The following is a 26,130-nucleotide window of genomic DNA, read 5'->3' as shown; positions in this document are numbered from 1 at the left end:
CCGTGGCACTGCCCGCAGCCGACCTCAAGGCCGCCGTGCCCCTGCCCGCCGAAGCCGTCGCCGGGCCCGTGGCGAAACGCCGGCGCTTCCGGTTCCTCACCGGCGGCAAGACGATCACCGGGCTCGTGGTGCTGGCGTTCTTCGTCGTCATCGCGGTCATCGGGCCCTGGATCGCCCCGTTCGACCCGTCCGCGCGCAGCAACGACCTGCTCGAAGCGCCCTCGGGCAAGCACTGGTTCGGCACCACGCACCTCGGGCAGGACATCTTCAGCCAGGTGGTCGTGGGCACGCGCAGCGTGATGCTCGTGGGGCTCACCGCCGGCATCGTGGCGACGATCCTCGCGGTGATCGTCGGTGTCACGTCGGGTTATCTCGGCGGGACACCGGGCGAAGGCCTTTCGGCACTGTCCAATGTGTTCCTCGTGATCCCGGCGCTGCCGCTGATCATCATCATCGGCACGGCGCTGCCCAGTGGCGGCGACTACCTGGTGGCCGTGATCATCGGGTTCACGTCGTGGGCGTGGGGTGCGCGGATCATGCGGGCCCAGACGCTTTCGTTGCGCCGGCGGGAATACGTCGAGGCGTCGCGTGCCAGTGGTGAGTCGACGTGGCGGATCATCTTCTTCGAGATCATGCCGAACCTCACCGCGGTGATCGCGTCGAGCTTCGTGGGCACGGTGGTGTTCGCGGTGATGTCGGAGATCACGCTGGCGTTCGTGGGCGTCTCCAGCTTTTCGGAGTGGAACTGGGGCACGATCCTGTTCTGGGCGCAGAGCCAGCAGGCACTCGCGCAGGGCGCGTGGTGGTGGTTCGTGCCGGCGGGGCTCGCGATCGCGGTCCTCGGCACCGCGTTGTCGCTGCTCAACTTCGGCATCGACGAGTTCGTGAGCCCGCGGCTGCGGTCGAGCGGCAAGAACAAGGCCAAGAACGCCCAGGGCCAGACGGTGCGTCTGCGCGTCGGCTTCACGCCGGTGCTCGGTCGGGAGAAACGATGAACGAACCCGTACTCGAGATCAAGGGCCTCGACGTCGACTACGGCCTGGGCGCCGACGCCGTGCACGCGGTGCAGGATGTGCACCTCACGCTGCACCGCGGTGAGGTGCTCGGCCTGGCCGGCGAGAGCGGCAGCGGCAAGTCCACTTTGGCCTACGGCCTGACCCGGCTGCTGCCACCACCCGGCGTGATCCGGGGCGGCAGCGTGGTCTACCACCCCGGCGACGGCGAGCCGTACGACGTGCTGCAGCTGACGCCGAAGCAACTGCGTGACTTCCGGTGGGCCGAGACGTCCATCGTGTTCCAGGGCGCGATGAACTCGCTGAACCCGGTGCACAAGGTCTCGACGCAGCTGATGGACGTGATCAAGGCCCACGATCCCCGCAGCACCAAGGTGTCCCGGCTCGCCCGGGCGCGCGAGCTGTTGCACCTCGTGGGCATCGCGGCCGACCGGCTCGACGCGTACCCGCACCAGCTCTCCGGTGGCATGCGCCAGCGTGTGATGATCGCGATGGCGCTGGCGCTGGAGCCGCGCGTGGTGATCATGGACGAGCCGACCACGGCACTCGACGTGGTGATGCAGCGCCAGATCCTGGCACAGCTCGTGGAACTGCGTGAGCGGCTGGGCTTCTCGGTGCTGTTCATCACCCACGACCTCTCGCTGCTGGTCGAGTTCTCCGACCGCATCGCCATCATGTACGGCGGCCGGATCGTGGAGCAGGCCCGGGGCGTGGACCTGTACCGGGATTCGCTGCACCCCTACAGCGACGGATTGCTGCACTCGTTCCCCGCGCTGCGCGGGCCGCGCCGTGAGCTCACCGGGATTCCCGGTTCGCCGCCGGATCCGCGGGCGCTGCCGCTCGGGTGCGCGTTCGCGCCGCGGTGCCCGCACGCCTTCGACCGCTGCCTCACCGAGGTGCCGATCCTCGGCGTGCCCACTGATCGTGACGATCCCACGCGCACCGTCGCGTGCTGGCTGCACCCGGCCGCCGACTCAGCCGCCGCCGTCACGTCGTAGAGAAGGAGACCCCTTGACCGAGACCACCGACGCTGCGACCCGCGAGCAGCAGGCGCTGATCGACTCGCTGCCGCCGGACTTCCGGTGGGGCGTGGCGACGGCCGCGTACCAGATCGAGGGCGCGGTGGCCGAAGACGGGCGCACACCGTCCATCTGGGACACCTTCTGCCAGGTCCCGTGGGCGATCGACAACAACGACAACGGCGACGTGGCGTGCGACCACTACCACCGCATGCCCGAAGACGTCGCGCTGGTGAAAGAACTGGGCGCCGACACGTACCGGTTCTCGGTGGCGTGGCCTCGCGTGCAACCGCACGGCAAAGGCCCGATCAACGAGGCCGGCATCGGCTTCTACGACCGGCTCGTGGACGAGCTGCTGGCCAAGGACCTCGCGCCGTGGCTCACGCTCTACCACTGGGACCTGCCGCAGGAGCTCGAGGACGCGGGCGGCTGGCCGGCTCGAGACACGGCGTACCGCTTCGCCGACTACTCGATGCTGGTGTTCGACCGGCTCAAGGATCGGGTTCGGCACTGGACCACGTTGAACGAGCCGTGGTGCTCGGCCATGCACGGCTACGTGCACGGCGTGATGGCTCCGGGCCGGCGTGACTTCGGCGCCGGCGTGAAGGCCATCCACCACCTGCTGCTGGGCCACGGCCTGGCCACGCAGCGCATGCGTGAGGCCGCACCCGAGGGCACGCAGTTCGGCATCACGCTGAACATGGGCACGTCCGATGCGGCGTCGGACAACGACCTCGACCGCGAGGCTGCGCGCAACGCCGACGGCATGGGCGTGCGCATCTACCTCGACCCGCTGGTGCGCGGTTCCTACCCGGCGGACGTGGTGGCGGATCTGGGTGTTCGGCGCGCCGCACTGCCCATTGAGGACGGTGACCTGGAGATCATCTCGACACCGCTGGACTTCCTGGGCGTGAACTACTACTTCGGGCAGCAGTACTCCGGTGTCGACGAGCAGGGCCGCACCACCGGCGAGGACGGCTTCCCGGTGCAGCGCGCGGTGCCGTTCGGCGAGCCGACCACCGCCATGGGCTGGGAGATCTTGCCAGGCAAGTTCACCGAGCTGCTCACCCGCCTCGGCCGCGACTACCCGGGCCTGCCGATCTACATCACCGAAAACGGCTCGGCCTTCGACGACACCCCCGACGCGTCCGGCTTCGTGCGCGACGAGGGCCGCACGGCGTACCTCGCCTCCCACCTCGCCGCGGTCGCCGCCGCGCGCTTGGAGGGCGTGGACATCCGCGGCTACTTCGCGTGGTCCCTTTTGGACAACTTCGAATGGGCCTACGGCTACGCCAAGCGCTTCGGTCTCGTCCGCGTCGACTACGAGACGCAGGCCCGCACGATCAAGCAGAGCGGCCTGTTCTACCGCGACACGGTTCGCCGGGTCCGCGGTTCCTGACTCACCCCCAAGGGGCGTCCGCACGTTTCGTGTGGGCGCCCCTCGGCTTTCTGCACACGTCCGGCCGAGGGTAAGGCTTTCCCCACCCCACGGACGCCAGCGCACACCATCGCCGCGCCCTCCCGTCGCACCTAGGTTCGAAGACACCAGTGACGACCGAGGGAGAGCGGCCATGAACGCGGGGACGGATCTGCGGCCACCGACAACGCCGGCGACGGCACCGACGAAGAAGCGCCGCCCGTGGATCGGGGTGCTGGGGCTGGTCGTGGTGGCCTTCCTGGCCTTCTCGCTGCCGCCTTACCTCGCGCTCGATCCGGCGCAGTCCCGCGTCCCCGCGACCTTCGGCGCGCACTACTGGTTCCTCGTGGGCCACGTGGTGTTCGGCTCGATCGCGATGATCTGCGCCGTCCTGCAGATCTGGCCGTGGATCCGCCGCCGCTTCCCGGCCCTGCACCGCTACGCCGGCCGCACCTACGTCTTCGGCGGCGTGCTGCCGTCGGGTCTCATGGCGCTGACCATCGGCGCCGCCAGCCCCTTCGGCCCCGCCACGCGCGCCAGCGACGTTCTCTTGGCCGTCCTCTGGATCGGCTGCACCTGGGCCGGCTACCGCGCCGCCCGCGACCGCCGCTTCGGCGACCACCGGCGCTGGATGATCCGCAGCTTCGCACTGACGATGTCGATCATCCTCAACCGCGTCATCTCGCCCTTGGCCATCGTCTTCCTGGAGCCCCAGCTGGCGACGACCTTCGGGGGCAGCGAGATCGCGTTCATGCAGTCGGTGGCCGCGATCGCCGCGTGGGTGAGCTGGACCGTGGCGCTGATCGGGGCGCAGCTGTGGCTGGACCGCAAGCCCCGGCGCGTCACCGCCTAACCTCGGGGCCATGCGCATCGGCCTGCTCTACCCGACCCGCAACGCCGGCGAGGACGACTTCCTCGCCCTCGCCGGCCGCCTCCGTCCCTCGCTCGACTTGGCCGTCCACTACTTCCCGTGGCCGTCGGACATCGGCGACCTGACGACGCTCGAGGTCGCAAAAGTCCTCGACGCCGTCCGGCGGCTGGGCTCGGACGCCCACCTGGAAACAGCCCTGCGCGACACGGAGCCCTTCGACGCGGTCGCCTTCGCCGTCACCAGCTCCAGCTTCCTGACCGACCCAGACCACCAGCTGGCGACCCTGCGCCGCGTCACGGGTGCGCCCGCCACCAGCACCACGGCCGCCTTCCGGGACGCAATCCGCTTCCTGGGCCTCGACGCGGTCTCGCTGGCCTCGGTCTACCACCCGAGCCTGTCGGACCACTTCGTCCGCCGCGTCCAGGAATCCGGCGCCGCCGTCGTCCACCGCGTCGACGCCTCCGCCGGATCCGATCGTGAGCTGGCCGCGTGGCCGCCCTCGCAGATCGTCGACCTGGTGGCCCGCGCCGCCCACCCCGCCGCGCAGGCCGTCCTGCTGCCGGAAACCGCCCTGCACACCACCGGCCTCACCGCGGCCCTCGACCGGGCCGCCGGCTGCCCCGTCTTCACGGCCACCCAGGTCACCCTCTGGTCGGCGGCTCGGCTGCTGGGGTTGGCGCCCGTGGCTGCGGATGCTGGGCCGTTGTTCGCGCCCTGACCCGCGAGAAACCGACCGGCGGCACGTCCTGCCGCCGTCATCCGCAAGAAGTCGCCATAGCCACTTCACGCCACGGAAGAAGCGAAACCCCTCAAGACCGCAACGAACGCGCGATGATCGTCCTCTGGATCTCCGACGCGCCCTCGTAAATCCGCGGCGCGCGAACCTCCCGGTACAGATGCTCCAGCAAGTGCCCTCGCCGCAACGCGCGGGCGCCGTGCAGCTGCACCGCCGCGTCCACCACGTACTGCGCCGACTCCGTCGCGAACAGCTTCGCCATGGCCGCGCGGCCCGCCAGGCCGGTCTCGCCGGCGTCGTACGCGGCGGCGGCGGCGTAGACCAGCAGGCGCGAAGCCTCGGTGCGCGTGGCCATTTCCGCGAGCGTGTGGGCCACCGTCTGCTGCTGAGCCAGCGGACCACCGAACGCGATCCGCGTGCCCGTGTACGAAACCGCGGCGTCCAAAGCGGACTGGGCCATACCCACCGCAAACGCTCCGACGCTCGGCCGGAACAGGTCCAGCGTGCGCATGGCGACGGCGAAACCGCGGTTTTCCTCGCCGAGCAGCTCGTCGCGGTGGACCTGGACGCTGTCGAAGGTCAGGGTGCCGATGGGGTGGGGGCTGACGAGGTCGAGGTGTTCGCCGGAGAGGCCCGCGCGGTCGCCCGGCACCACGAACGCGCTCACGCCCCGCGCGCCGGCGTCGGGCACCGTGCGGGCGAAGACCGTGTAGAAGTCGGCTTCGGGGGCGTTGGAGATCCACATCTTCTGACCCGTGAGCCGCCAGCCGTCGCCGTCGGGTTCGGCGGCGAGGCTCAGCGCGGCGGCGTCGGAGCCGGCGTCGGGTTCGGTCAGGGCGAACGCGGCCACGGCGTCGCCGGCCGCGACGGCGGGGAGCCAGCGCGTGACCTGTTCGTCCTTTCCGGACTGAAGCACCGGGTAACTTCCCAGGCCCTGCAACGCGAGAGCCGTCTCAGCCTCGGTGTTCACCGTGGCCAGTGCTTCCCGCAGCAAGCACAGGTCGAACGCAGCGGCCTGGCGTGTCGGGTTGCCCGCGGAGACGCCGGGGAACAGCCGCGCCAGCAGGCCGTGTGAGCCCATGGCCTTGAGCAGCGGCCGGTTGACCGCGCCCTCGGCCCCGGCGTCGGCCAGCGGCCGCAGCTGCTCGGCCGCGATCTCCTTCACGGAAGCCGTGAAAGCCTGCTGTTCGGGCGTCAGTGCGAAGGCGTTCATCGATCCCTCTCCGGTCGCCAGCGGGCGTGCGCGGTCTGGTGCCCACCGGTGCGTACGAGTTCCAGCCGCGGCTCCGGCCCATCGGTGCGGCCGGTGACCGGCCGCCGTTTCCCGGCCGCCCACGGGCTCGGCCACGGTACCGCGTAATCCTGCTCCGCCGCCGCGTGCAGCGTCCACTGTGGATCATAGAGGTGCGTGCGGCCCAGCGCGCACAGGTCGGCGCGGCCGGCGAGGATCAGCGCGTTCATGTCGTCGTACGAGGAGATCGCGCCGACCGCGATCACGGCCGTGCCGTACTTCAGGCCCACCTCGTTGCGGATGCGGTCGGCGTACGGCGTCTGGTAGCTGCGCCCGAACTTCGGCTTCTCCTCGCTCACGACCTGGCCGGTCGACACGTCGACCGCCGCCGCGCCGTGGGAGGCGAAGGCCCGCGCGATCTCCACGGCGTCGTCGGCCTCGATGCCGCCCTCGAACCAGTCGCTGGCCGAGATCCGCACCGTCATCGGTCGCTCGGCCGGCCACACCTCGCGCACGGCGTCGAACACCTCGAGCGGGTACCGCAGCCGGTTCTGCAAGGACCCGCCGTACTGGTCGGTGCGGTGGTTCGTGAGCGGCGAGATGAACGACGACAGCAGGTACCCGTGCGCGCAGTGCAGCTCCAGCAGGTCGAACCCGGCCCGCGCCGCGGCCTGAGCCGAAGCCACGAACTGCTCCCGGATCTCCGCCAGCTCCTCGACGCTCAGCTCACGCGGCGTCTGGCTGTCCGGCCGGTACGGCAGGGGCGAGGGCCCGCAGACCTCCCAGTTGCCCTCGGGCAGCGGGTCGTCCATGCCCTCCCACATCAGCTTCGTCGAGCCCTTGCGCCCGGAATGGCCCAGCTGCAAGCCGATCTTCGCGGGCGTTGCACTGTGGACGAAATCGACGATGCGCCTCCAGGCCTGCTCCTGCTCGTCGTTGTACAGCCCGGGGCAGCCCGGCGTGATCCGCGCCTCGGGCGAGACGCAGATCATCTCCGTCATCACCAGCCCCGCGCCACCGAGCGCCTTGCTGCCCAGGTGCACGAGGTGGAACTCGCCGGGCACACCGTCGACGGCCATGTACATGTCCATCGGCGACACGATCACGCGGTTGGGCAGTTCGAGCTGACCGATGCGGACGGGCTGGAACATCGGCGGCGCCACGGGCGTGCCCAGCGAACGCGCGAACCACTCGTCCAGCTCGGTCGCGAACTCCGGGTCGCGCAGCCGCAGGTTGTCGTAGGTGACGCGGCGGCTGCGGGTGAGCAGGTTGAACGCGAACTGCTCCGGCTCCTGGTGCGTGTACTGCGCCAGGTTCTCGAACCACTCCAGGCTCGCCTGCGCCGCTCGCTGCGTGGACTCGACCACGGGCTTGCGCTCGGCCTCGTACGCCGCCAGCGCCGCGGGCACGCTGTCCTGCTCCCGCAGGCACGCGGCCAGCGCCAGCGCGTCCTCCATCGCCAGCTTCGTGCCGGAGCCGATGGAGAAGTGGGCGGTGTGGGCGGCGTCGCCGAGCAGCACCACGTTGTCGTGCACCCAGCTCTCGCAGCGCACGGTGCCGAAGGTGTTCCACTTCGAGTTGTTGGCCAGCACGTGGTGCTCGCCCAGCACGTCCGCACACAGCTCGCGGATGAGCTCGATGGACTTCTCGTCGCTCTCACCCGGGGCGAGGTCCGTGGCGGCGATCGGCGCGAACGCCTGCTGCCACACGTCCTCGTGGAGCTCGAGGATGAACGTGCTGCCGTCGCGGCCGTAGGGGTAGCCGTGGATCTGCATGATCCCGTAGGGCGTGTCGAGCACGTGGAACTTGAAGGCGTCGAAGACGAGGTCGGTGCCGAGCCAGATGTAGCGGCAGCGGCGCGTCTCGACGGTCGGGCGGAAGGAGTCGGCGAACCGCCGGCGCACGCCCGAGTTCACGCCGTCGGAGGCGATCACGAGGTCGTAGTCGCGCGAGAGCTGCTCCGGGTCCGGCGCCTCCGTGCGGAAGCGCAAGTCCACGCCCAGCTCGCGGCAGCGGTCCTGCAGGATCGCGAGCAGGCGCTTGCGGCTCATCGCGGCGAAGCCGTGGCCGCCGGACGTGTGGACCTCGCCGCGGTAGTGCACGTCGATGTCGTCCCAGCGCGCGAACTCGCGGCTCATCGCCTCGTGCACCGCCGGGTCGGCGTGCTCGATGCCGCCGAGGGTCTCGTCGGAGAACACCACGCCGAAGCCGAACGTGTCGTCCGGCGCGTTGCGTTCCCAGACCGTGATCTCGTGGTCGGGCCCGAGCTGCTTCGTGAGGGCGGCGAAGTACAGGCCCGCCGGGCCGCCGCCGAGAACCGATATCCGCACGAGAGCCAGGGTATGTCGTCCGACATACGACCGTCAAGAATACGAGAGATGAGCTAGGCTTCCGGCCCATGGAGCGCATCAACCCGCCCGAGCTGGGCCGCCCGTCCGGTTTCTCCCACGCCGTGTCCGCAACCGGACAATTCGTGTTCCTCGCCGGACAGACCGCGTTGGACGCCGAAGGCAAGATCGTGGGCGAAGGCGTGGTGGAACAGTTCGAACAGGCTTTTGGCAATCTCCTCACCGCCCTGCGCGCGGCCGGCGGTGAGCCCGCCGACCTGTGCAGCCTGACGGTGTACATCGTCGACATGGACGACTACAAGGCCCACGCGCGCGAGATCGGCAAGGTGTGGAAGCGCCTGGCCGGCAGCGAGTACCCGGCGATGGCGGGCATCGGGGTGAGTCGCCTGTGGGACGTCGAGGCGCTGGTGGAGGTGCAGGGCTACGCGGTGCTCAGCCGCTGAGCACCTGCAGCAGGTACTCGCGGGCCGGGGCTTCGAGGCGCTCGTGGAGTGAGAAGAACACCTCGGCCGCGCGGATGCCCGACCAGCCGGCGGGCAGCAGCTCGGCGGGCAGGCCGGGGTCGAGGTAGGGCATGCGCCGCCACCCGGTGAGCACGCGCACGTAGTCGGCGAACGCCTCGTCGCCGGGCACGCTGCGGCGGCGCTTCCAGCGGTCGAGCACCGGGGCGTGTTCATCGAGGAACACCGTGTACAGCTCGTCGAGCTGATCGAGGTCCCACCACTCGCGCACCTTGTCCTGTGCGTTTCCGAACGCCAGGTGTTCGGCGTGGAACAGGTCGGCGTAACTCGCCAGCCCCAGCCGGGTCAGCGCCTCGGCCGTGACGCGGTGCAGGTGCGCGGGCGCGATCCAGACGCCGGACGAAGCCGTGCCGAAGCCCAGGCTGGCCAGCTGCGTGCGCAGGACGTGGCGCTTGTGGCGCTCGGTCTCGGGCACGGAGAACACGGCGAGCAGCCAGCCGTCGGCCAGCGTCGCGCGGTCGCGGCGGAAGATGCGCTCGTCGCCTTCGCGCAGGATCGCCAGGGCGGTTTCGGAGAGCTCGTAGCCCGCGGTCCCGTCGCGCCGCACGGCGTCCAGGATGCTTCGGCGCTTCAGCCGCGAGATCGACGAGCGCACCGCCGGCTCGTCGACGCCGAGCGCCCCGAGCAGGTCGATGAGCGACGCCACGGACAGCCAGCCACCCTCGATGCGGTGGTAGAAGCCGTATACGGACACGATCAGCTGCCGAGGCTGGGCGGCACGCCCGGCGTCGAGCTCGGTTGACTCCGGTACGGCCGTCACCCGGTCACCATAACAACCCCGGGCTGTGACTGCGGGTACCATTTGGCCCGCGATGGTGAACCTGGGTGAAGCACCACTGTTCGGCCGGTTGACCCGCCGGGGCCGGCTCATGGCGAAACGCACCTGCGACCGCAGGGGACACGCGTTCGTGGTCGGTCGTTTCCTCTTTCGCACCCCCACGGCCTGGGAGTACGCCGCCGCCGTCGCCTCCGGCAGCGACCCCGCGGCCCAGCGCTGGCTCGGCTGGCTGGCGGACTCGGTGATCGCCGAGCCCCTGCGCGCCGAAGCCCTCCAGGTGACCCCCGGCACGGGCCCGGCGTGGACGTACCCGGACCCGCAGTCGGTGGACGTCGTCGCGATCGACCTCGTGGACAACCGGTGCGCGGGGCTGGTGAGCGTGCACAGCGGTGAGAACGGCGGACCGGAGACGGGCGGCTACCTGGCGCCCGCGTACCGCGGCCGGGGGCTGGGCCGGGACTTGTTCGCGGCGGGGCTGGTGTTGGCGCATGCACACCTGGGGTTGCCGAGCGTTCGGGCCGGCGCGGAGGTGGGCAACGTCGCCAGCGGCCGGTCTCTGGAGGCCGCCGGAATGCGCCGGGCGGCGGGGCCACCGCGGTACACGCTGCCGAACGGACGGGTGAGCGAGGCCTGGTGGTACCAGCACGACGCGCCGCGGCCACATCGGTGCGGTGGACCGCAGGCGCAGTGGCTCTCCGGTTGATCTGAGGTCGGGGCTTCGGCGCTCACCGATGCTTCTCACCCCTACCGTCCCCCCATGGACCCCCACATCCTTCTCACCTCGGCTCCCGTCTCGCCGCCCCGAATCACCGTGGCGTGGTTGCGGGCGGTGGTCGCCCGGTTCAGCAGCGGGGAGGACCACGCGAGACGGAGGGCGTTGGTGCTCGAAGAGCTCGCCAAACTACCCCCGCAAGCCCTCAGCCAAGCCGCAGCCGCCCAACCCCACCGAACCCCCGCCGCCATCCTCGCCCAGGCCCTCGGCTACGACATCGACCCGGTGGACGTCGCGGAGGTCGCCAAGGCCTACCAGCCTCACTTTCCCCAAACCGCTGAAGCCGACGAAGCCTGCGCGAGGCTCGTCCGAGCCCTCGGCGGACCGGACGAACGCACAGCCGCCAAAGTCAGCATTCTGGTCCAGGCCGAAGACGCCACCAAAGCCCTGATCGAACACACCCGAGCCGGAAACCCGAACCCGCCCGTCCCGGCGACCCGGCGGTGGGTGGACGGCAGGGAAGTGATCGTCGACCTCACCGACTACCCGTTCGGGGCCGGCCCTCGTGCCTGCCCCGGCGAAGCCCACGCCAGAGCGCTCGCGGAGGGCGCCGTGGGCGGATGGCGCGCTGACGGTGTGCCATCGCAGTAAGTTTGATGACAAACCGAACTGGAGGGTGCATGTCTGACTGGAACCAGCAGATCATCGACGAGTTCCGCGCCAACGAGGGCAAGGTCGGCGGCATGTTCGAAGGCGCCTCGATGGTCCTGCTCACCCACACCGGCGCGAAGAGCGGCAAGCAGCGTGTGGCCCCGCTGGTCTACACCACCGACGGTGACCGGTACGTCATCGCCGCGTCCAAGGGCGGCGCGGACACCAACCCGGACTGGTACCACAACCTCGTGGCCAACCCGAAGGTCACGCTGGAGATCGGCACCGAGAAGTTCGATGCCACGGCCAAGCTGGTCGAGGACCGCGCCGAGCGGGACCGCCTGTACGCCGGAATGGTCGCGCACATGCCGGGGTTCGCCGACTACGAGAAGAAGACCGAGCGCTTGATCCCGGTGTTCGTGCTGGAGCGCTGAGGGCTAGACACTCACCGGCACCGGCGACGCGTCGGTGGGCACCGCGGCGCGCACGCGGCGGGCCTGCCGGCGCGCGAGCAGGCGTTTGCCGGTGGTGATCATCGGCTGTTCGACCCAGCGGTGGATCAGGTCGGCGATCGCGAGGTCGACCAGGAACACCGTGACGGCCGTGAGGAGCCGGTTGTGCTCCAGCGGCGGCACGGCCTGGATGACCACGAAGTGCACCGGGCCCTGCAGCAGGTACAGCGAGTACGACCGCTCGCCGACGAACCGCATCGGCGCCGTCGACAGGAGCCAGCGGGCGGGGCCCGGCGAGAGCAGCACGATCAGCAGCAGCATCGTGAGCACCGCGTATCCGAGCAGCACCAACAGGTTCTGGCGCGTCTCGCGCCACAGCGGGTCGAGATCGGCGTGCAGCGCCAGGAAACCCACGACGATCGGGATCGCGGCCAGGGGGTGCGTGAACGGCCGCAGCACGGCGAAGCTGCGCCGGTAGTGCAGCAGGATCGCGAGCAGGCAGCCGCCGAGCAGGATGGCGTAGTGGATGCTCGAGCGGTAGATCGCCGACGGGGAGAAGTCCAGCAGCCAGCCGCCCGTGGTCAGCGGCACCAGGGCCACTAGCACGGCCATCGCGGCGAGCACCAGCGCGAGCTTGCGCCGCGCGGCGCCGATGCCGATCGCGACCAGCAGGAACGGCCACACCAGGTAGAACTTCTCCTCGATGCCCAGCGTCCACGAGCCGGAGAAGAAGTTGTCGGTGCCGTTGCCGTGTGAGCCGGGGAAGAACTCGTTGAGGAACGTCAGGTAGTACTTCAGCGCGTGGGGGAAGTCGCGCGCGAGGAACTCGCCGCGCAGCAGCACGAACGCGATGATCCCGCCCAGGATCACCAGGTACGGCGGCAGGATCCGGAACACGCGCCGCACGTAGAAACCGCTCAGCGAGATGCGCCCGGTGCGGTCCTGCTCGCGCAGCAGCAGCGTCGTGATCAGGAAACCCGAGAGCACGAAGAAGATGTACACGCCCACCCAGCCCGACGGCCACACGAACTTCGACCCGGCGTAGTGGAAGAACACGACGATCGTCGCGGCGATGGCGCGCAGCCCGTCGAGGCCGGGGAACCTGCGCATGCCGAGGTACTCGTCATGGCTCATCGTTCGCAAGAAATCGCCCCTTTTGCCCGTCCGCGGTGGGAGTATAGGCAGATCATCACGTGCGGACCGAAACCGGGTTCGAACCCCCTGACCAGCGATTACTCTAGGTGGTGAGCGACATGGCGTTGCTGGTGGTCTTGGTTGCGGCGGTACTGGCCGTGGTGGCGACGGCGGCGTTGCTCGACGTCCGCGCGCGCCGTCGCAAGCGCCGGGCCGCCGAAGACGGCTGGGCGGCGCTGCGGGAGACGCGCCGCGATTTCCACGCCGCCGGGCTCGCGCGCTACCAGAGCAGCGACCTGTCCTGGCACGACCGCCGCCGCCGCCACAAGCGCTGAACGGCCGGCGGACCCGAAACGGATCCGCCGGCCGCCAGAACAGGGAGAACTAGCAGTCCGTGCCGATCCGGCCCGCGTAGCGCTGCTTCCACGTGGGGTCGGAGTCGACCGTGATGACCACGTCGTAGTAGCCGTTCACGGTCGGCCACGTGACGAGCGCCGGGAGCAGGCCGAGGACGATGAACGTCTTCGTGCCGCCGGCGAAGTCGTTGGCGGTCAGCTTGTAGTGCACCGGCTTGAGCAGGTTGTCGTTGTGCAGCGTGAACAGCACGTGCTGCTCGCGCACCAGCAGCGTCGGCTGCAGGAGCTGCACGTCCACGCGCGGGTCGTGCCCGGTCGTGGTGGCCTTGCCCGCGAAGGAGCGCACGAAGCCGTCGTTCGAGTAGATCGAGAACGCGTACTCGCCGCCGGTGGCGGTGGTGTCCCAGGTGTACTCGGCCGGCTTGTGCTCGGTCACCGTGAACGGCGTGCTCGTGAACGGCTTGTGCTTGTCCGGGAAGACCTGGAAGCTGACGGCCTTGCCCTTGTCGCCGCCGGCCAGCGTCATCTTCGCCGTGACCTTGCCCTTGCGGTCCTGGGAGACCGTCGCGTGCGGGTGGAAGTCGAGCGCGCGCGGCTTCATGTGCCCGGCCGGGACCTTCACCGGCTTCTCGGCCGCCGGGTCCGCGAACGTCGCCGGCCCGGTCTGCGGGTGGGCGAAGTCGATGGCGCTCGTGAGGTCACCGGCGATCGAACGGCGCCAGGCGCTGATGTTCGGGCAGGTGAACGGCTTGCCGAGGTGCGCGGCCCACTTCTCGAGGAACTTGATCGTCGACGTGTGGTCGAAGACCTCCGACGCGACGTACCCGCCGCGCGTCCACGGCGAGACGAGCAGCATCGGCACGCGCGGGCCGAAGCCGAGCGGGTACGTGCCGTTGTACTCGCCCGCGGTGCCGGCCTCGGGCCACGGCGGGAGCACGTGGTCGAACTTCCCGTCGTTCTCGTCGTAGTTGAGGATGAACAGCGTGTGGTTCCAGATGTCCGGGTTGCTCTGCAGGATGTCGAGCACGGCCTTGGTGTAGCGCTCGCCGTGCAGGGTGTCGGCGTCCGGGTGCTCGGACCAGCCGTACGGCGCCACGAGCCACGACACGGCCGGCAGCGGGTGCTCGGCACCCGGCTGGCACGCTTCGCGGAAGTCCTTGAGCACGGCCTGGAGGTTGGCGTCGGAGTCGTCGTTCGGCGTGGTCTTGCCGGCGTAGTAGGTCGCGTTGCCGCGCCAGATCAGGCCGGTGCCGGGCTGCAGCTTCGGGTCCAGCGGGCTCAGGCCGTTGGGCTCGAACCCCTTGAAGTACTTCAGTTCGTTGTCGCCGTAGTCGCCGATCCACGAGCTGAGGTAGCCCTGGCGGCCGTTGCCGCTGTTGTCGGAGAACAGGCGCCAGTCGATGCCCGCCTGTTGCAGCTGCTCGGGCACGGTGATCCACGGACGGCTGTAGTTCGACTCGTCGGTGTTGCCGGTTTCGGTGTTCGCCATCCCGCTCCACAGGTACTTGCGGTTCGGGTCGGTGGGGCCGAACTCGGAGCAGAAGTACTGGTCGGCGATCGTGTACTGCGAAGCGACCGAGTGGTAGAAGCTCATGTACGCGTCGCTGTGGTAGTTCATGGCGCTGGCACCGTTGTGCACCACCCACTGGTCCCAGCTGCGGTGCGCGACGTCACCCCAGGCACCGTGGTCGTTGCCCCACATGCCGTCGTCGACCTTCGGCGTCACGATGGCGCCGGTCTTGTCCTTCTGCTGGAAGACGGTGGTGCCGTCCTGGAACTTCAGGGCCTGCTTGTCGTCGAAGCCGCGCACGCCGGGGAACGTGCCGAAGTAGTGGTCGAGCGACCGGTTCTCCTGCATCAGGATCACGACGTGCTTGAGGTCGGACATGTCGCCTCTGAAACCTCTGGGCAGACCGTTGCTGCCGAGAGGGGCGGCGTTCGCGGCGCCGGCGTCGGCGATCCCGCCGAGCATCAGCGCGCCCGCGGCGACGCCCGCGCCCTGCAGGAACCGGCGGCGGGTGGGGCCGGAGTCGGGCTCGGGGGTGGGGATGATGGAGTCGGCGGACAAGGTGGAACTCCTCACGCGGGATGGTGTCGGCCGTTGATCCAATCGAGTGGACACCAACAGAGCGTGAACAGCTGCCGATCGAGTTCTGGCTGGAACCCGACGGTTGTGCGCAGCCGGCCCCCGAGCCCGCGGCCGTGCCCGAATCGTCAGGTAACGCCTGGTGCCGCCTGTGGTCAACGTCGCTCGAGTAGCTGCCCGTACACGAAACTGCGCAGCCGGCCGGTGGCTGCGAGCGGGGTGAAGAGCTTGTCGTGCGCGGCCCGGATCACGTCCGGACCGGCATTGTCGGTAACGGACAGTGCGCGGATCGTGTAGTTCGAGTCAGCGGTGAAGTCCGGGGCGCCCGAGCGCGCGTACGCGCCGCCGAGCAGGTCGACGATCAGCACGGTCGCCACGGGCGCGCCGGGGCCGGCGTGCTCGAGGATCGCGTCGAGCGTGGTGTCGGGAAGCTGCGCCACCACGCGGTTGTCGCCCAGGTACGCGTGGGGGTGCGGCGGCTCGGCGGCGATCGAGCCGGATTCGGTGAACGGCAGGGGTTCGAGCGTGTCCACGAGCGGTCCCAGCGCGCGCAGGGGCGCGACCAGCCGCGGGCCGTCGGCGCCGAGGTAGGCCACGCGGACGTGGGCGATGTGCTTGCCGCGCAACGGTTCCGGCACCATTGGCAGGTCCGGGTACGGGATCAGGGCGAGCGACGTGGCGAGCGTTTCGGGGGCGTCGGCGGTCCAGTCGCGCCAGGCGCGCAGGACCTCAGGCAGCTTCGGGGTGTCGAAGTACAGGCCGCCGCCGTACAACACGGTCACGGGCACGAGCCCGAACTCGAGTGCTGTGACCACGCCTTCGCCGAGGCCTGTCGTGCGGTCGATCGTGCCGTCGGCGGTCACGACGTCGGCGGAGACCACGTGGTCGGCGGCAAGGCCGTAGCGGCGGCCGAGCAGGCTGAAGCCGCCGCCGAGCGTGTAGCCGACCACGCCGACGCCGGGCGCCGAGCCGCTGAGGGGCGCGAGCCCGTGCTCCGCGGCGGCGGTGATCACCGCGCCCCACGTCACGCCCGCCTCGACCCGGGCGGTGGCGCGGGCCGGTTCGATCTCGATGCCGGTCATCCGCCGTGTCGAGATCAGCACCCCCTCGGCTGGGGCACGCAGCCCGTGTCCGGTCGCCTGCACGGCCACGGGCAGGTGGTGGGCCGCGGCGTGGCGTACGGCCTCGGCGATGTCGTCGGCCGAAGTGGCGGCGACGACGAGCTTCGGCGTGGACTCGATGCCGGTCTGGAATCCGGCGATTTCCTGGCGGTAGCCACGCTGGCCTGGGGTGAAGGTTTGCATGCCTCCAGCGTGCTGCGCGGCCTTCGAGAAGTCCAAGAGATAGTACTTCCACGAGCTAGAATCAATGCTTATGGAATTGCACCAGCTCGAGTACTTCGTGGCCGTCGCCGAAGAAGCCGGCTTCACGCGCGCGGCGGCTCGCTTGCACGTCGCGCAGCCTGGGGTCAGCGCGCAGATCCGGCGGCTGGAACGCGAGCTGGGGCAGCCGTTGTTCGACCGGTCCGCTCGTGCGGTGCGGCTTACCGACGTCGGCGCCGCGGCCCTGCCCCACGCGCGGGCGGCGCTCGCCGCGGTGGCCGCCGTGCGCGAGACGGTGGCCGAGCACGAAGGTCTGGTCCGCGGGCAGGTCGCGATGGGGATGGTGACGTCGGCGGGACCGGTCGCGCTGCCCGATTTCCTCGCCGGTTTCGCCGAGCGCCACCCCGGCGTGGAGATCACCCTGGGTGAGGCCAACTCCGACGTCATGGTCGAAGCCCTGCGCGAAGGCCGGCTCGACGTCGCCGTGATCGGCCTCGCCGACGGAGTGCCGGCGGGGCTGGCCACTCAGGTCGTGCTCGACGAGGCCGTCGTCGCGGTCACGGCGGCGAACGATCCGCTGGCATCACGCACGGAGGTCACGTTGGCCGACCTGTCCGGCCCCGGGTTGATCTGCCTGCCGAAGGGCACCGGCGTGCGCGGGGTGCTCGACCGCGCCTTCGCGACGGCGGGGATCCACCCGCGCGTGACGATCGAGGCGAGCGACCCGAACGTGCTGGCGCAGCTGGCGATGCGTGGTCTGGGCGTGGCGATCGTGCCCGAGTCGTTGGCGCGGTACTACTCCACGGAGCTGCACGCACTGCAGCTGCGGCCGCGGCTGCGCGGGCAGCTGGCGCTGGCGTGGCGGGCCGACGGGCCGAGCGGTCCCGCCGCGCGTGCGTTGATCGAGTTCGCCCGCTCGGTCCTCTAGTGCGTGGTGAGCTCGCCCGAAAGCCGGCCGTGCATGCGGGCGCTCGGGGTGTTGAGCCCGACGATCTCGACGGTTTTGCCGCGGGCCTCGTATTTCGTGGTGATCGCGTCGAGCGCGGCGACGGTGGAGGCGTCCCAGATGTGGGCGTCGGTGAGGTCGAGCACGACGTGGTCGGGGTCGCCGGCGTAGTCGAAGCGCGTGACGAGGTCGTTGCTGGAGGCGAAGAACAGCTCGCCGGTGATCGCGTACACGACCTGGCCGCCGTCGGGGTCCACGGCCGCGGTCACGTCGACCAGGCGCGCCACGCGGCGGGCGAAGATCACCATCGCGGTGATCGTGCCGACCACCACGCCGATCGCGAGGTTGCTGGTCGCCACCACCACGGCGACGGTGAGGACCATGACCGCGATCTCGCCGGCGGGCATCCGCTTCAGCGTGGCGGGCGCGATGCTGTGCCAGTCGAACGTGCCGAACGCGACCAGCACCATCACCGCCACCAGCGCGGCCATCGGGATGCGGGACACGAGCGGGCCGAACACGATGCACAGGATGATCAGGAACGTGCCGGCCAGGAACGTCGACAAGCGGGTGCGGGCGCCGGCGGTCTTGACGTTGATCATGGTCTGGCCGATCATCGCGCAGCCGCCCATGCCGCCGAAGATGCCGGTCACGACGTTGGCGATGCCCTGGCCGATCGCCTCGCGGGTCTTGTTCGAGCGGGTGTCGGTGATGTCGTCCACGAGCTGCGCGGTCATCATCGACTCCATCAGCCCGACCAGCGCGAACGCGATGGCGTAGGGCGCGAGCAGGGTGAGCGTGCTCATCGTGAACGGCACGTCGGGCACGCCGGGCACCGGCAGCGAAGACGGCAGTGCACCCTTGTCGCCCACGGTCGGCACCGCGATGCCGGCGGCGATCGTGAGCGCGGTGAGCACGACGATCGAGATCAGCGGCGCGGGGACGACCTTCGTGAGCTTGGGTACGAAGATCATGAGCAGCAGCCCGCCCGCGAAGAGCGGGTAGACGGCCCACGGCACGTCGATCAGCGAGGGGAGCTGAGCCAGGAAGATCAGGATGGCCAGGGCGTTGACGAAGCCGACCATCACGCTGCGCGGCACGAACCGCATCAGCTTCGCCACGCCGAGCGCGCCGAGGACGATCTGGACCAGACCGCCGAGGATCACGGTCGCGACGAGGTAGCCGAGGCCGTGCTCGCGCGCGAGCGGGGCCACGACCAGGGCGATCGCGCCGGTCGCGGCCGAGATCATCGCGGGGCGGCCGCCGACGATGGAGATGACCACGGCCATCGTGAAGGAGGCGCAGAGTCCGACGCGCGGGTCGACGCCGGCGATGATCGAGAACGAGATCGCTTCGGGGATCAGGGCCAGCGCCACGACCAGACCACCGAGGATCTCGACGCGCGCGACCTTCGGCGACAGCCACGAGGGCCGGGACAACACCTTCTGCACGGAACACGACCTGACTTCACTCGGCCCGGTCACGCCCGGGGCGGTTTTCCGCCCGGCGAACGGCAGTGGTGTTCGCACGGCCCGTTCGTGGAGCGGGCCGCCCCCGCTGGCGACTCCGCGACCACGTTAGATCAGCGTGAACCGTGGCACGGGGGTGTCCCCTCGGTTGTGCGGCGGAGATCACTGCCGTGGTGGGCTCTTGACGTGTGGTAAACAGTCGCGTTTCCTTGATCGCGAGCGGAGGTGCGCGATGGGTGACGTGCTCGAGCGGGCGATGGTCGGGGTCGGCCTGATGGCCGGGGGCGCCAACGTGATCATGCAGCTCGGGTGGCCGCAGGTCGGCTACGGCGTGCTGGAGAGCCGGGTCGAGAGCGGCAACGTGTTCAAGCACCCGCTCAAGCGCGCACGCACCACGGGGACCTACCTTGCGGTGGCGGCGTTCGGGACCGATGAGGAGCGCAAGGCGTACCGCAGGGCGGTCAACGGCTCCCACGCACAGGTGCGGTCCACAGTGGATAGTCCGGTGCGGTACAACGCGTTCGACCCCGAGCTGCAGCTGTGGGTGGCGGCGTGTCTCTACAAGGGACTGGAGGACGTGCACACCGCGTTTTTCGGGGGGCCGGCGCCGGCGGGGCTGTACGACGAGGCTGTGGTGCTCGGGACGACGTTGCAGGTGCGGCCGGGGATGTGGCCGGACGATCGTGAGGCGTTCGCGAAGTACTGGGCGGAGGGGCTGGCGCGCGTGCACATCGACGATCGCCTGCGGGCCTACCTCACGGACATCGTCGAACTGCGGTTCCTGCCCCAGCCCGTGCCGTTCGTGTTCGGAAAGTTTCACCGGTTCGTCACGACGGGGTTCCTGCCCATCTGTTTCCGGGAGCACATGAACCTGTCGTGGACCGAACAGGATCAGCGCAGGTTCGACCAGCTCACGCGCGTGGTCGGACGCGTGGTGCGGCGGCTGCCTCGCGGGGTGCAGCGGTTTCCGTACAACGCGTACCTACGCGACCTCCGCAAGCGCCGCCGGGCGGGTCGTCCGCTCGTGTGAGGTGGTTGACCGGCGCCCGCGGGGTGGGCGAAGGTAGGCCGATGAGCAGCGACGACGTACGCGAGGGTGTCTCACTGACCAATCTCGACCAGCCGCTGTTCGCCGACGCGCAGGCGACCAAACGTGACCTGGTCGACTACCTCGACGGGGTTTCTTCCCGGCTGCTGCCGGTGCTGCACGACCGGCCGCTGTCCGTGGTGCGGGTGCTGCGGGGGCAGGACGCGTTCATGCAGAAGAACCTGCCGAAGTACACGCCGGAGTGGGTGCCGCGCGTGAAGCTGTGGGCGGAGAGCTCCAAGCGGGAAGTCTCCTACGCCCTGTGCAACGATCGCCCCACGCTGCTGTGGTTCGGCAACCAACGGGCGATCGAATACCACCCCACGCTGACGCTTGTCGAACACTCCGAGGGGCCGACCCACTTGATCATGGACCTCGACCCGCCGGAGGGCGCGCCGTTCGCGATCGCCGTCGCCGCGGCGCGCCTGGTCCGTCAGGCCCTGGCCGACGCGGGGCTCGCGGGCGCGTTGAAAACGAGTGGTTCCAAGGGTGTCCACGTGTTCGTGCCGCTGGCTCCCGGCCAGGCGCACGACGACGTCGCCGCCGCGACCCGCGCGGTCGCTGCCCGCGCCGAACGCCTCGACCCGGCCCTGGCGACCACGGCCTTCATCCGCGAAGACCGCCACGGCAAGGTGTTCCTCGACTCGACCCGTGCCGGCGGGGCGACCGTGGTCGCGGCCTACAGTCCCCGCGTGCGGCCCGGGCTCACCGTGTCGTTCCCGATCCCGTGGTCCGACGCCGACGACGTGGTGCCTCAGGACTTCACCGTCCACACGGCACTCGACCTGCTCGGGGACGCGGATCCGTGGGCGGCGGAAATGCCTGAGCCGCAGGTGCTTCCGGAGGACCTGGTGGCCGAGGGGCACACGATCCCGATCGCGCGCGTCGCTGCGATGCACGAGGGGAAACGGCGGGCGAAGGCACGGCGCGAAAGCGGCGAGTAAGCCGAGCCCGGCAAATCCAGCTACGGCAACGCCAGCAAGTCCTCGTGCTCGACCACCACCGCGTCGAGCGCCCGGCGATAAGTCAACAAATCCAACGACGGGTTCTCCTCCTCGGCCGCCGAAACCCAACCCTCGAACCACGTCTCGATCAACGCCGCCTCATCGGCGCCCAGTCGCCACGGCGTGGCCGCGCGGTGCACCGTGAAGCCGCGCGCCTCGAACTCCGCGGCGGCGAACGCGACGGCATCCGGGCCCAGCCGGTCGGCGCGGCGCTGGTGCGCGTTGAACGCCGCCCTCACCACCTCGTCACGCGGGTCCGTCGGGGTGAGCGCGACGCGCCCGACCACCGACAGCGTCAGCAGCGCCGGCACCCGAGCGCCGGCGCACGCGTCGGCCAGACGGCGGATCTCGTCGGCCGTGAACAGGTCCAGCAGGGCCGACGCCGTGACCAGCGACGTGTCCGCGAGGTCGTCGGCGGTCAGCCGCGTGACGTCGAGGACCGAGCCGGTCGCCGACGGCACGCTCGCGACGGCCAGCCGCACGAGCGCCGGGTCCTGGTCGTGCAGGATCCAGCGCTGGGGGTGCGGCAGGCGGCCCGTGAGCCAGCGGCTCATGGAACCGGTGCCGCAGCCCAGATCGCGCACCACGACGGGCGCGGACACCGCGAGCGAGTCCACAAGGGACGCCGAGCGTGCGCGAGCGTCCGCGCCTTCGCGCAGCCGCAACCACTCCGGTGCGTAACCGGACGGATCCACTGTGGTCAAAGTGAACGCTCGTACCCGGCCGAAGCGACGTGGGACTCGTTCAGCGTCACCGAAATCGCCGACAGGCCGTGGGCGCCCTCGCCGAGCTCGCCCGCGTGCACGAGGTCGGCGAGGCGGTCGGCGATCACCTTCGCGAGGAACTCGGTGGAGGTGTTGATGCCCTCGAACTCCGGGACGTCGTCGAGGTTGCGGTAGTTGAGGTCGGCCAGCACGGCGCCCAGCTGCTGGGTGGCGAGGCCGATGTCGACGACGATGTTGTCGGCGTCGAGGTCGGTGCGGCGGAAGGTGGCGTCGACGACGAACGTGGCGCCGTGCAGCTTCTGCGCCGGGCCGAACACCTCGCCGCGGAAGCTGTGGGCGACCATGATATGGTCGCGGACGGTGACGCTGAACAATGCGTTTCTCCTTACGTATTCAGGGGTACACGATCCGGTGCGCGAGCCCCGGCAGGTCCCCGCCGGCGAGGCGGGAGATGAGGTCCGGCAGGTCTTCGAACGCGGTCTCGCCGGTCACGAGCACGTCGAACGCCGGGTCGGCCAGCAGCCGCAGGGCGGTGGCCATGCGGTCGCCGTAGGTGCGGCGCGCCGAGCGGGTCGGCGAGACCGTGCCCACCTGGCTGCTGCGGATGGTCAGACGCCGCGAGTGGAAGTTCTCGCCCAGGGGCACGCTCACGCGGCGGTCGCCGTACCAGCTGAGGTCGACCACCGTCGCCTCGCGGCCCAGCAGCTCAAGCGACCGCGCGAGCCCCGCGTCGGTCGCGCTGGCGTGCACGACGAGGTCGAGGTCGCCCTCGGCGTCGTCGGGGTGGACGTACCGGATGCCGAACGCCTCGGCCACCTTCGCGCGCGCCGGGTCGGTGTCCACGAGCTGGACGTCGACGCCCGGGAAGCGGGACAGCAGCCCCGCGACGCTGCTGCCGACCATCCCGGCCCCCACCACCGCGATCCGGTCGCCGACCAGCGGCGCGGCGTCCCAGAGCGCGTTCACGGCCGTCTCGACCGTGCCCGCGAGGACGGCCCGCGCGGCCGGCACGTCGTCGGGCACCACGGTGACCGCCGAAGCCGGCACCACGAACTCGGTCTGGTGCGGGAACAGGCTGAACACCGTGCGCCCGAGCAGCTCACCCGGCCCGGCCTCGACCCGCCCGACGTTCAGGTAGCCGTACTTCACCGGGAACGGGAAGTCACCCTCCTGGAACGGCGCGCGCATCACCTCGCGCTGGCTCTCGGGCACACCGCCCCGCAGCACCAAACTTTCCGTGCCGCGGCTCATGCCGGAAAACAGGGTCCTGACCAGCACTTCGTCCGCTCCGGGCGCCGGCACCTCCGCCGTCCGGATCTCGCCGGTTCCAGCGGATTTGAACCAGAAGGCCTGTGCCGTACGTGTCATGGATGTCCTCCTCTGCCGCGAGATCGAGGCGATATGGCTGTCACCACCACTACACGATCAACTTCCACCATGGGTTCACTCGTTCGGCAACAGGCCGCGGGGGCCGGAGCCCAGGTGGTGTTGCTGGGCGTGCTCGCTCTGACCGTCGGCCTCGGTGCCGCCGGCTGGATCGCGGGTCTGGTGTTCACCGTCGGCCTGTGGGCCCTGCTCGCGGGCGCCGCACGCAAGGCGGGCGCCCGCTCGCTCGGCCCCGCCGACCACGTCACGCTCACGCGCGCCATCCTCATCGGTGGCGTCACGGCGCTGGTCGCGGACCACCTGAACGCGGGAGCCCCCCTCGCCGTGCTGGTGCCGCTCGCCTCGGTCGCGCTCGCGCTGGACGCGGTCGACGGGCAGGTCGCGCGCCGCACCGGCACGTCCTCGGCGCTCGGCGCGCGGTTCGACATGGAGTCCGACGCGTTCCTCATCCTGGTGCTCAGCGTGCTGGCCGCGTCGACGTTCGGCTACTGGGTACTCGCGATCGGTTTGATGCGTTACGCCTTCGTCGCGGCTTCGTGGGCACTGCCGTGGCTCAACGGCGCGCTGCCGCCCAGCCGGGCGCGCAAGGTCGTCGCCGCGCTGCAGGGCGTGCTGCTGGTGGCCGCGGGCTCGGGCCTGCTGCCGCACGTCGCCGGCTCGGCCGTCGCCGTCGTCGCCCTGGTGGCACTCGTGTGGTCCTTCGGCCGCGACGTCCTCTGGCTGAACCGCGCACACCGCGCGGCCACCCGCCCGGCGCCCCGCGTGCTGCACCCGACGTGCGTCGTGCGGCGCCCTCCGCAGCACCGCCGCACCCGCCGCGTGGCGGCCCGCAACCCGTAGCGGACGAGACGCGGATCACGGGTGCGCGGTGCCCGGTTGTCCACCGCGTGAGGGTCTTGCGGGTAGGGGCTGTCTCCTGCACCTCGGCCGACGCCGGCCTCGTCACCCCTGGGCCGAACACGCTGCACGACACGCGCGCCCCGCGGCCTTCCCGCTCGACGAGCGGATGATGCTCGCCCGCTCCCTCGCCGGGGGCGGGCGCGGTCGAGCACCACGACCGGACCCGCCGCCGGAGTACGGCACCGACCTCGGCCGTGCTGCACCAGCGGCATGCTCGCCGCCGCCCCCGCGCTCGGCGCCTCCCGCGAGCCGCGCGTGCCGCGTCAGCCTCCCCGCGCCGCCGCGGCGGTTCGTGGGGCGCGACGCCAAGCGGTCCGAGCTGACGCCGCGATGGCCGGCGGCTCGGGCACGGCCGTCCGCTGAACAGCTCCGCTCGCGTCCCGCGTGGCGAGTGCACGGCACCGCGACACGTCGACACTGTCGGCACGGTGATCACGTCGCCGCTGGGAGCGTGGTTGATCTCGACGCCCTCGGCCGCCGGGACAGGTAACCGGCGAGGAGCCGGTGCGCGCAGCGTCCGGTCAGGCCACACCCGTTCGACGACCCGCTCGGTGGACGCGGGCCGGTTGCCGCCGCGAGCACCCAGCGCCGCCGCGCGCACTGAGGCCGACCTACTCGCCCGCGAGGTGCGCCTCGACAGGTCCGAACTGGGTCATGACCGCATGCCTGTCCCGCCGGCACCGCAGCGTCGAGCGGGTGCCGTTTCCCGATCGTCCCCTTGGCGGTTGCCCGATTTTCCAGCCCTTTCGGACTGTCCGAAGTCGACACTCACCCTGAACTGGGCAAACGAGGAGCTCGAAAAATTTCCGAACTCGCGTGAACCGGACAGGCCGCGAGCCCCGTGTCATGGGCATCACCGGCTCGGAAAAACGCCCTGGGGCCGGGCCCGAATTCTTAGGAGCCAGAACCATGTTCCGCAAGCAAGCCATGTTCCTCGCGGCCTTCGTCGCGGCCGGCGCCACCCTGCTGTCGGCCTGCAGCGGGGGCGAGACCTCCGGCACGGCGAGCGCCGCCGGTGGCGGAAGCGACCTCGGCGGCATCCAGCTGCTGTCGGGCGCTGCCGCAGCTGCCGCTCCCAAGCCCGCCGCCGGCACCGGCGACTACGCCCCGGCGAGCGCCCCGACGTCGACCAAGACCCAGTGGATCAAGCTTTCGGTCGCCACCGTCGGCGGTCTCAAGAACGTGGTGCGGGACGGTGCCGGGCGGACGCTCTACCGCTTCGACAAGGACACCCCGAACCCCTCGAAGTCCAACTGCAACGCGGGCGACGGCTGCTCGACCAAGTGGCCGCCGCTGCTCGTCGTGAAGGGCACCAAGGTCATCCTGCCCGGGAGCATCGACGGATCCGACATCGGTGTGGTGAAGCGCGAGGACGGCTCGCTGCAGCTGACCCTCGGCGGCTGGCCGATGTACCGGTTCTCCGGTGACAAGAAGAAGGGCGACATCAACGGCCAGAACGTCGGCGGCACGTGGCACGCCCTGAACCCGAAGGGCGGCAAGGTTCTCGGCGACCCGAACAACACCGGCACGCAGACCGGTTCGCAGAACAACGGCTCGACCGGCGACACGTCGGGCACGGGCACCGGGACCGGCACGGGAACCGGCACCGACACCGGTTCGGGTTCGGCCGGCAACTCCAAGGCCGCCACCAGCGCGATTCTGTTCGACGGTGCGGGCGACGACCAGCAGTCCTCGTCCGCCGAGGGTGTCTCGTTCGACCCGGCCAAGGACAAGGCCTGCCAGGACCTCAGCCAGAAGGACTCGGCCTCGTCCATCGTGGTCGAGGGTTCGCTGAAGGTGTGGACCGGTCCGGGCTGCACCGGCCAGTCGATGGTCGTCAACGGTGACACCAACTTCACCGGGACCGCGTTCGACAACGCCATCGAGTCGGTCAAGTTCAGCGCCTGATTTACTTCGAGCCGGTGCGGCCAGGGTGGCCGCACCGGCTCTTTTCCTTGGAGGAGCT

At 70.4% G+C, this 26,130-nt stretch carries 25 protein-coding genes; 15 read left to right on the top strand and 10 right to left on the bottom strand.

What is annotated here, in order from left to right; all coding sequences use genetic code 11:
• Nucleotides 1-2: 2 nt before the first annotated feature.
• The 5 genes from ACWEOE_RS04800 to ACWEOE_RS04780 all read left to right on the top strand — a co-directional run bounded on the left by ACWEOE_RS04800 (nucleotide 3) and on the right by ACWEOE_RS04780 (nucleotide 5,038).
• On the top strand, nucleotides 3-995 hold the full coding sequence (locus tag ACWEOE_RS04800) for an ABC transporter permease (protein ID WP_452003996.1): 993 nt from the start codon (nucleotides 3-5) through the stop codon (nucleotides 993-995).
• Nucleotides 992-2,011 (top strand): ABC transporter ATP-binding protein, encoded by a 1,020-nt coding sequence (locus tag ACWEOE_RS04795; protein ID WP_452003993.1) that lies wholly within the window; start codon nucleotides 992-994, stop codon nucleotides 2,009-2,011. Before ACWEOE_RS04800 ends, ACWEOE_RS04795 begins: the two co-directional genes overlap by 4 nt.
• A gap of 13 nt (nucleotides 2,012-2,024) precedes the next feature.
• Nucleotides 2,025-3,431 (top strand): GH1 family beta-glucosidase, encoded by a 1,407-nt coding sequence (locus ACWEOE_RS04790; RefSeq protein ID WP_452003990.1) that lies wholly within the window; start codon nucleotides 2,025-2,027, stop codon nucleotides 3,429-3,431.
• Nucleotides 3,432-3,603: 172 nt separating this feature from the next.
• The gene (locus ACWEOE_RS04785) at nucleotides 3,604-4,302 is read left to right on the top strand and encodes a DUF2306 domain-containing protein (RefSeq protein ID WP_452003988.1); all 699 of its coding nucleotides are present in this window, start codon (nucleotides 3,604-3,606) and stop codon (nucleotides 4,300-4,302) included.
• Between the two features lie 10 nt (nucleotides 4,303-4,312).
• On the top strand, nucleotides 4,313-5,038 hold the full coding sequence (locus ACWEOE_RS04780; RefSeq protein ID WP_452003985.1) for an aspartate racemase/maleate isomerase family protein: 726 nt from the start codon (nucleotides 4,313-4,315) through the stop codon (nucleotides 5,036-5,038).
• 91 nt (nucleotides 5,039-5,129) lie between these two features.
• On the opposite strand, the gene ACWEOE_RS04775 is transcribed toward ACWEOE_RS04780, so the two are convergent.
• Together ACWEOE_RS04775 and ACWEOE_RS04770 are read right to left on the bottom strand one after the other, a co-directional pair.
• Nucleotides 5,130-6,269 carry an acyl-CoA dehydrogenase family protein gene (locus ACWEOE_RS04775; RefSeq protein ID WP_452003982.1) on the bottom strand — a complete coding sequence of 380 codons (1,140 nt, stop codon included), beginning with the start codon at nucleotides 6,267-6,269 and terminating at the stop codon, nucleotides 5,130-5,132.
• Nucleotides 6,266-8,617, bottom strand: a complete 2,352-nt coding sequence (locus ACWEOE_RS04770; RefSeq protein ID WP_452003979.1) for a bifunctional salicylyl-CoA 5-hydroxylase/oxidoreductase — start codon at nucleotides 8,615-8,617, stop codon at nucleotides 6,266-6,268. Before ACWEOE_RS04770 ends, ACWEOE_RS04775 begins: the two co-directional genes overlap by 4 nt.
• A 68-nt stretch (nucleotides 8,618-8,685) precedes the next feature.
• Between ACWEOE_RS04770 and ACWEOE_RS04765 the strand changes: the two genes are divergently transcribed.
• A complete protein-coding gene (locus ACWEOE_RS04765) occupies nucleotides 8,686-9,078 on the top strand; it encodes a RidA family protein (RefSeq protein WP_452003977.1) in 393 nt (130 codons plus the stop codon).
• On the opposite strand, the gene ACWEOE_RS04760 is transcribed toward ACWEOE_RS04765, so the two are convergent.
• Nucleotides 9,068-9,916, bottom strand: a complete 849-nt coding sequence (locus ACWEOE_RS04760) for a PaaX family transcriptional regulator (protein WP_452003974.1) — start codon at nucleotides 9,914-9,916, stop codon at nucleotides 9,068-9,070. The two genes, ACWEOE_RS04765 and ACWEOE_RS04760, sit on opposite strands and share 11 nt — an antisense overlap.
• A 52-nt stretch (nucleotides 9,917-9,968) precedes the next feature.
• Here ACWEOE_RS04760 and ACWEOE_RS04755 point away from each other — a divergent pair, with 52 nt between their 5' ends.
• From ACWEOE_RS04755 to ACWEOE_RS04745, 3 genes are all read left to right on the top strand, one after another.
• Nucleotides 9,969-10,637: a GNAT family N-acetyltransferase gene (locus tag ACWEOE_RS04755; RefSeq protein WP_452003971.1), complete on the top strand. Its 669-nt coding sequence runs from the start codon at nucleotides 9,969-9,971 to the stop codon at nucleotides 10,635-10,637.
• Nucleotides 10,638-10,814: 177 nt separating this feature from the next.
• The gene (locus ACWEOE_RS04750; protein WP_452003968.1) at nucleotides 10,815-11,297 is read left to right on the top strand and encodes a hypothetical protein; all 483 of its coding nucleotides are present in this window, start codon (nucleotides 10,815-10,817) and stop codon (nucleotides 11,295-11,297) included.
• Nucleotides 11,298-11,326: 29 nt separating this feature from the next.
• On the top strand, nucleotides 11,327-11,731 hold the full coding sequence (locus ACWEOE_RS04745; RefSeq protein WP_452003965.1) for a nitroreductase family deazaflavin-dependent oxidoreductase: 405 nt from the start codon (nucleotides 11,327-11,329) through the stop codon (nucleotides 11,729-11,731).
• Between the two features lie 3 nt (nucleotides 11,732-11,734).
• Here the strand turns inward: ACWEOE_RS04745 and ACWEOE_RS04740 are convergent, their stop codons facing one another.
• A complete protein-coding gene (locus ACWEOE_RS04740) occupies nucleotides 11,735-12,883 on the bottom strand; it encodes an acyltransferase family protein (RefSeq protein ID WP_452003963.1) in 1,149 nt (382 codons plus the stop codon).
• Between the two features lie 119 nt (nucleotides 12,884-13,002).
• On the opposite strand from ACWEOE_RS04740, the gene ACWEOE_RS04735 reads away from it, so the two are divergent.
• Nucleotides 13,003-13,218, top strand: a complete 216-nt coding sequence (locus ACWEOE_RS04735) for a hypothetical protein (protein ID WP_452003960.1) — start codon at nucleotides 13,003-13,005, stop codon at nucleotides 13,216-13,218.
• A gap of 49 nt (nucleotides 13,219-13,267) precedes the next feature.
• On the opposite strand, the gene ACWEOE_RS04730 is transcribed toward ACWEOE_RS04735, so the two are convergent.
• Together ACWEOE_RS04730 and ACWEOE_RS04725 are read right to left on the bottom strand one after the other, a co-directional pair.
• Nucleotides 13,268-15,307, bottom strand: a complete 2,040-nt coding sequence (locus ACWEOE_RS04730; RefSeq protein ID WP_452003958.1) for an alkaline phosphatase family protein — start codon at nucleotides 15,305-15,307, stop codon at nucleotides 13,268-13,270.
• Between the two features lie 173 nt (nucleotides 15,308-15,480).
• Nucleotides 15,481-16,629: an FAD-binding oxidoreductase gene (locus tag ACWEOE_RS04725; protein WP_452003955.1), complete on the bottom strand. Its 1,149-nt coding sequence runs from the start codon at nucleotides 16,627-16,629 to the stop codon at nucleotides 15,481-15,483.
• A 70-nt stretch (nucleotides 16,630-16,699) separates the two neighbouring features.
• Here ACWEOE_RS04725 and ACWEOE_RS04720 point away from each other — a divergent pair, with 70 nt between their 5' ends.
• A complete protein-coding gene (locus ACWEOE_RS04720; RefSeq protein WP_452003953.1) occupies nucleotides 16,700-17,575 on the top strand; it encodes a LysR family transcriptional regulator in 876 nt (291 codons plus the stop codon).
• Here ACWEOE_RS04720 and ACWEOE_RS04715 read toward each other — a convergent pair.
• The gene (locus tag ACWEOE_RS04715) at nucleotides 17,572-19,044 is read right to left on the bottom strand and encodes a SulP family inorganic anion transporter (RefSeq protein WP_452003950.1); all 1,473 of its coding nucleotides are present in this window, start codon (nucleotides 19,042-19,044) and stop codon (nucleotides 17,572-17,574) included. The two genes, ACWEOE_RS04720 and ACWEOE_RS04715, sit on opposite strands and share 4 nt — an antisense overlap.
• A gap of 250 nt (nucleotides 19,045-19,294) precedes the next feature.
• Here ACWEOE_RS04715 and ACWEOE_RS04710 point away from each other — a divergent pair, with 250 nt between their 5' ends.
• The gene (locus tag ACWEOE_RS04710; RefSeq protein WP_452003948.1) at nucleotides 19,295-20,092 is read left to right on the top strand and encodes an oxygenase MpaB family protein; all 798 of its coding nucleotides are present in this window, start codon (nucleotides 19,295-19,297) and stop codon (nucleotides 20,090-20,092) included.
• Nucleotides 20,093-20,133: 41 nt separating this feature from the next.
• Nucleotides 20,134-21,093, top strand: coding sequence for a DNA polymerase domain-containing protein (locus tag ACWEOE_RS04705; protein WP_452003945.1), 960 nt, complete (start codon nucleotides 20,134-20,136; stop codon nucleotides 21,091-21,093).
• Nucleotides 21,094-21,113: 20 nt separating this feature from the next.
• On the opposite strand, the gene ACWEOE_RS04700 is transcribed toward ACWEOE_RS04705, so the two are convergent.
• The 3 genes from ACWEOE_RS04700 to ACWEOE_RS04690 are packed head-to-tail and all read right to left on the bottom strand — an operon-like array spanning nucleotide 21,114 to nucleotide 23,246.
• The gene (locus ACWEOE_RS04700) at nucleotides 21,114-21,857 is read right to left on the bottom strand and encodes an SAM-dependent methyltransferase (protein WP_452003942.1); all 744 of its coding nucleotides are present in this window, start codon (nucleotides 21,855-21,857) and stop codon (nucleotides 21,114-21,116) included.
• Nucleotides 21,854-22,252 carry a 6-pyruvoyl trahydropterin synthase family protein gene (locus ACWEOE_RS04695; RefSeq protein ID WP_452003939.1) on the bottom strand — a complete coding sequence of 133 codons (399 nt, stop codon included), beginning with the start codon at nucleotides 22,250-22,252 and terminating at the stop codon, nucleotides 21,854-21,856. The genes ACWEOE_RS04700 and ACWEOE_RS04695 overlap by 4 nt, the downstream gene beginning before the upstream one ends.
• Before the next feature lie 19 nt (nucleotides 22,253-22,271).
• Nucleotides 22,272-23,246, bottom strand: coding sequence for a zinc-dependent alcohol dehydrogenase (locus ACWEOE_RS04690; protein WP_452003936.1), 975 nt, complete (start codon nucleotides 23,244-23,246; stop codon nucleotides 22,272-22,274).
• Between the two features lie 69 nt (nucleotides 23,247-23,315).
• On the opposite strand from ACWEOE_RS04690, the gene ACWEOE_RS04685 reads away from it, so the two are divergent.
• A complete protein-coding gene (locus ACWEOE_RS04685) occupies nucleotides 23,316-24,104 on the top strand; it encodes a CDP-alcohol phosphatidyltransferase family protein (protein WP_452003933.1) in 789 nt (262 codons plus the stop codon).
• Between the two features lie 969 nt (nucleotides 24,105-25,073).
• Nucleotides 25,074-26,072, top strand: coding sequence for a hypothetical protein (locus tag ACWEOE_RS04680; protein WP_452003930.1), 999 nt, complete (start codon nucleotides 25,074-25,076; stop codon nucleotides 26,070-26,072).
• The last annotated feature ends 58 nt before the right edge of the window (nucleotides 26,073-26,130 follow it).

It is taken from the genome of Amycolatopsis sp. NPDC004368, from assembly GCF_053602515.1.
This window is presented reverse-complemented; position numbering and strand designations above follow the sequence as displayed.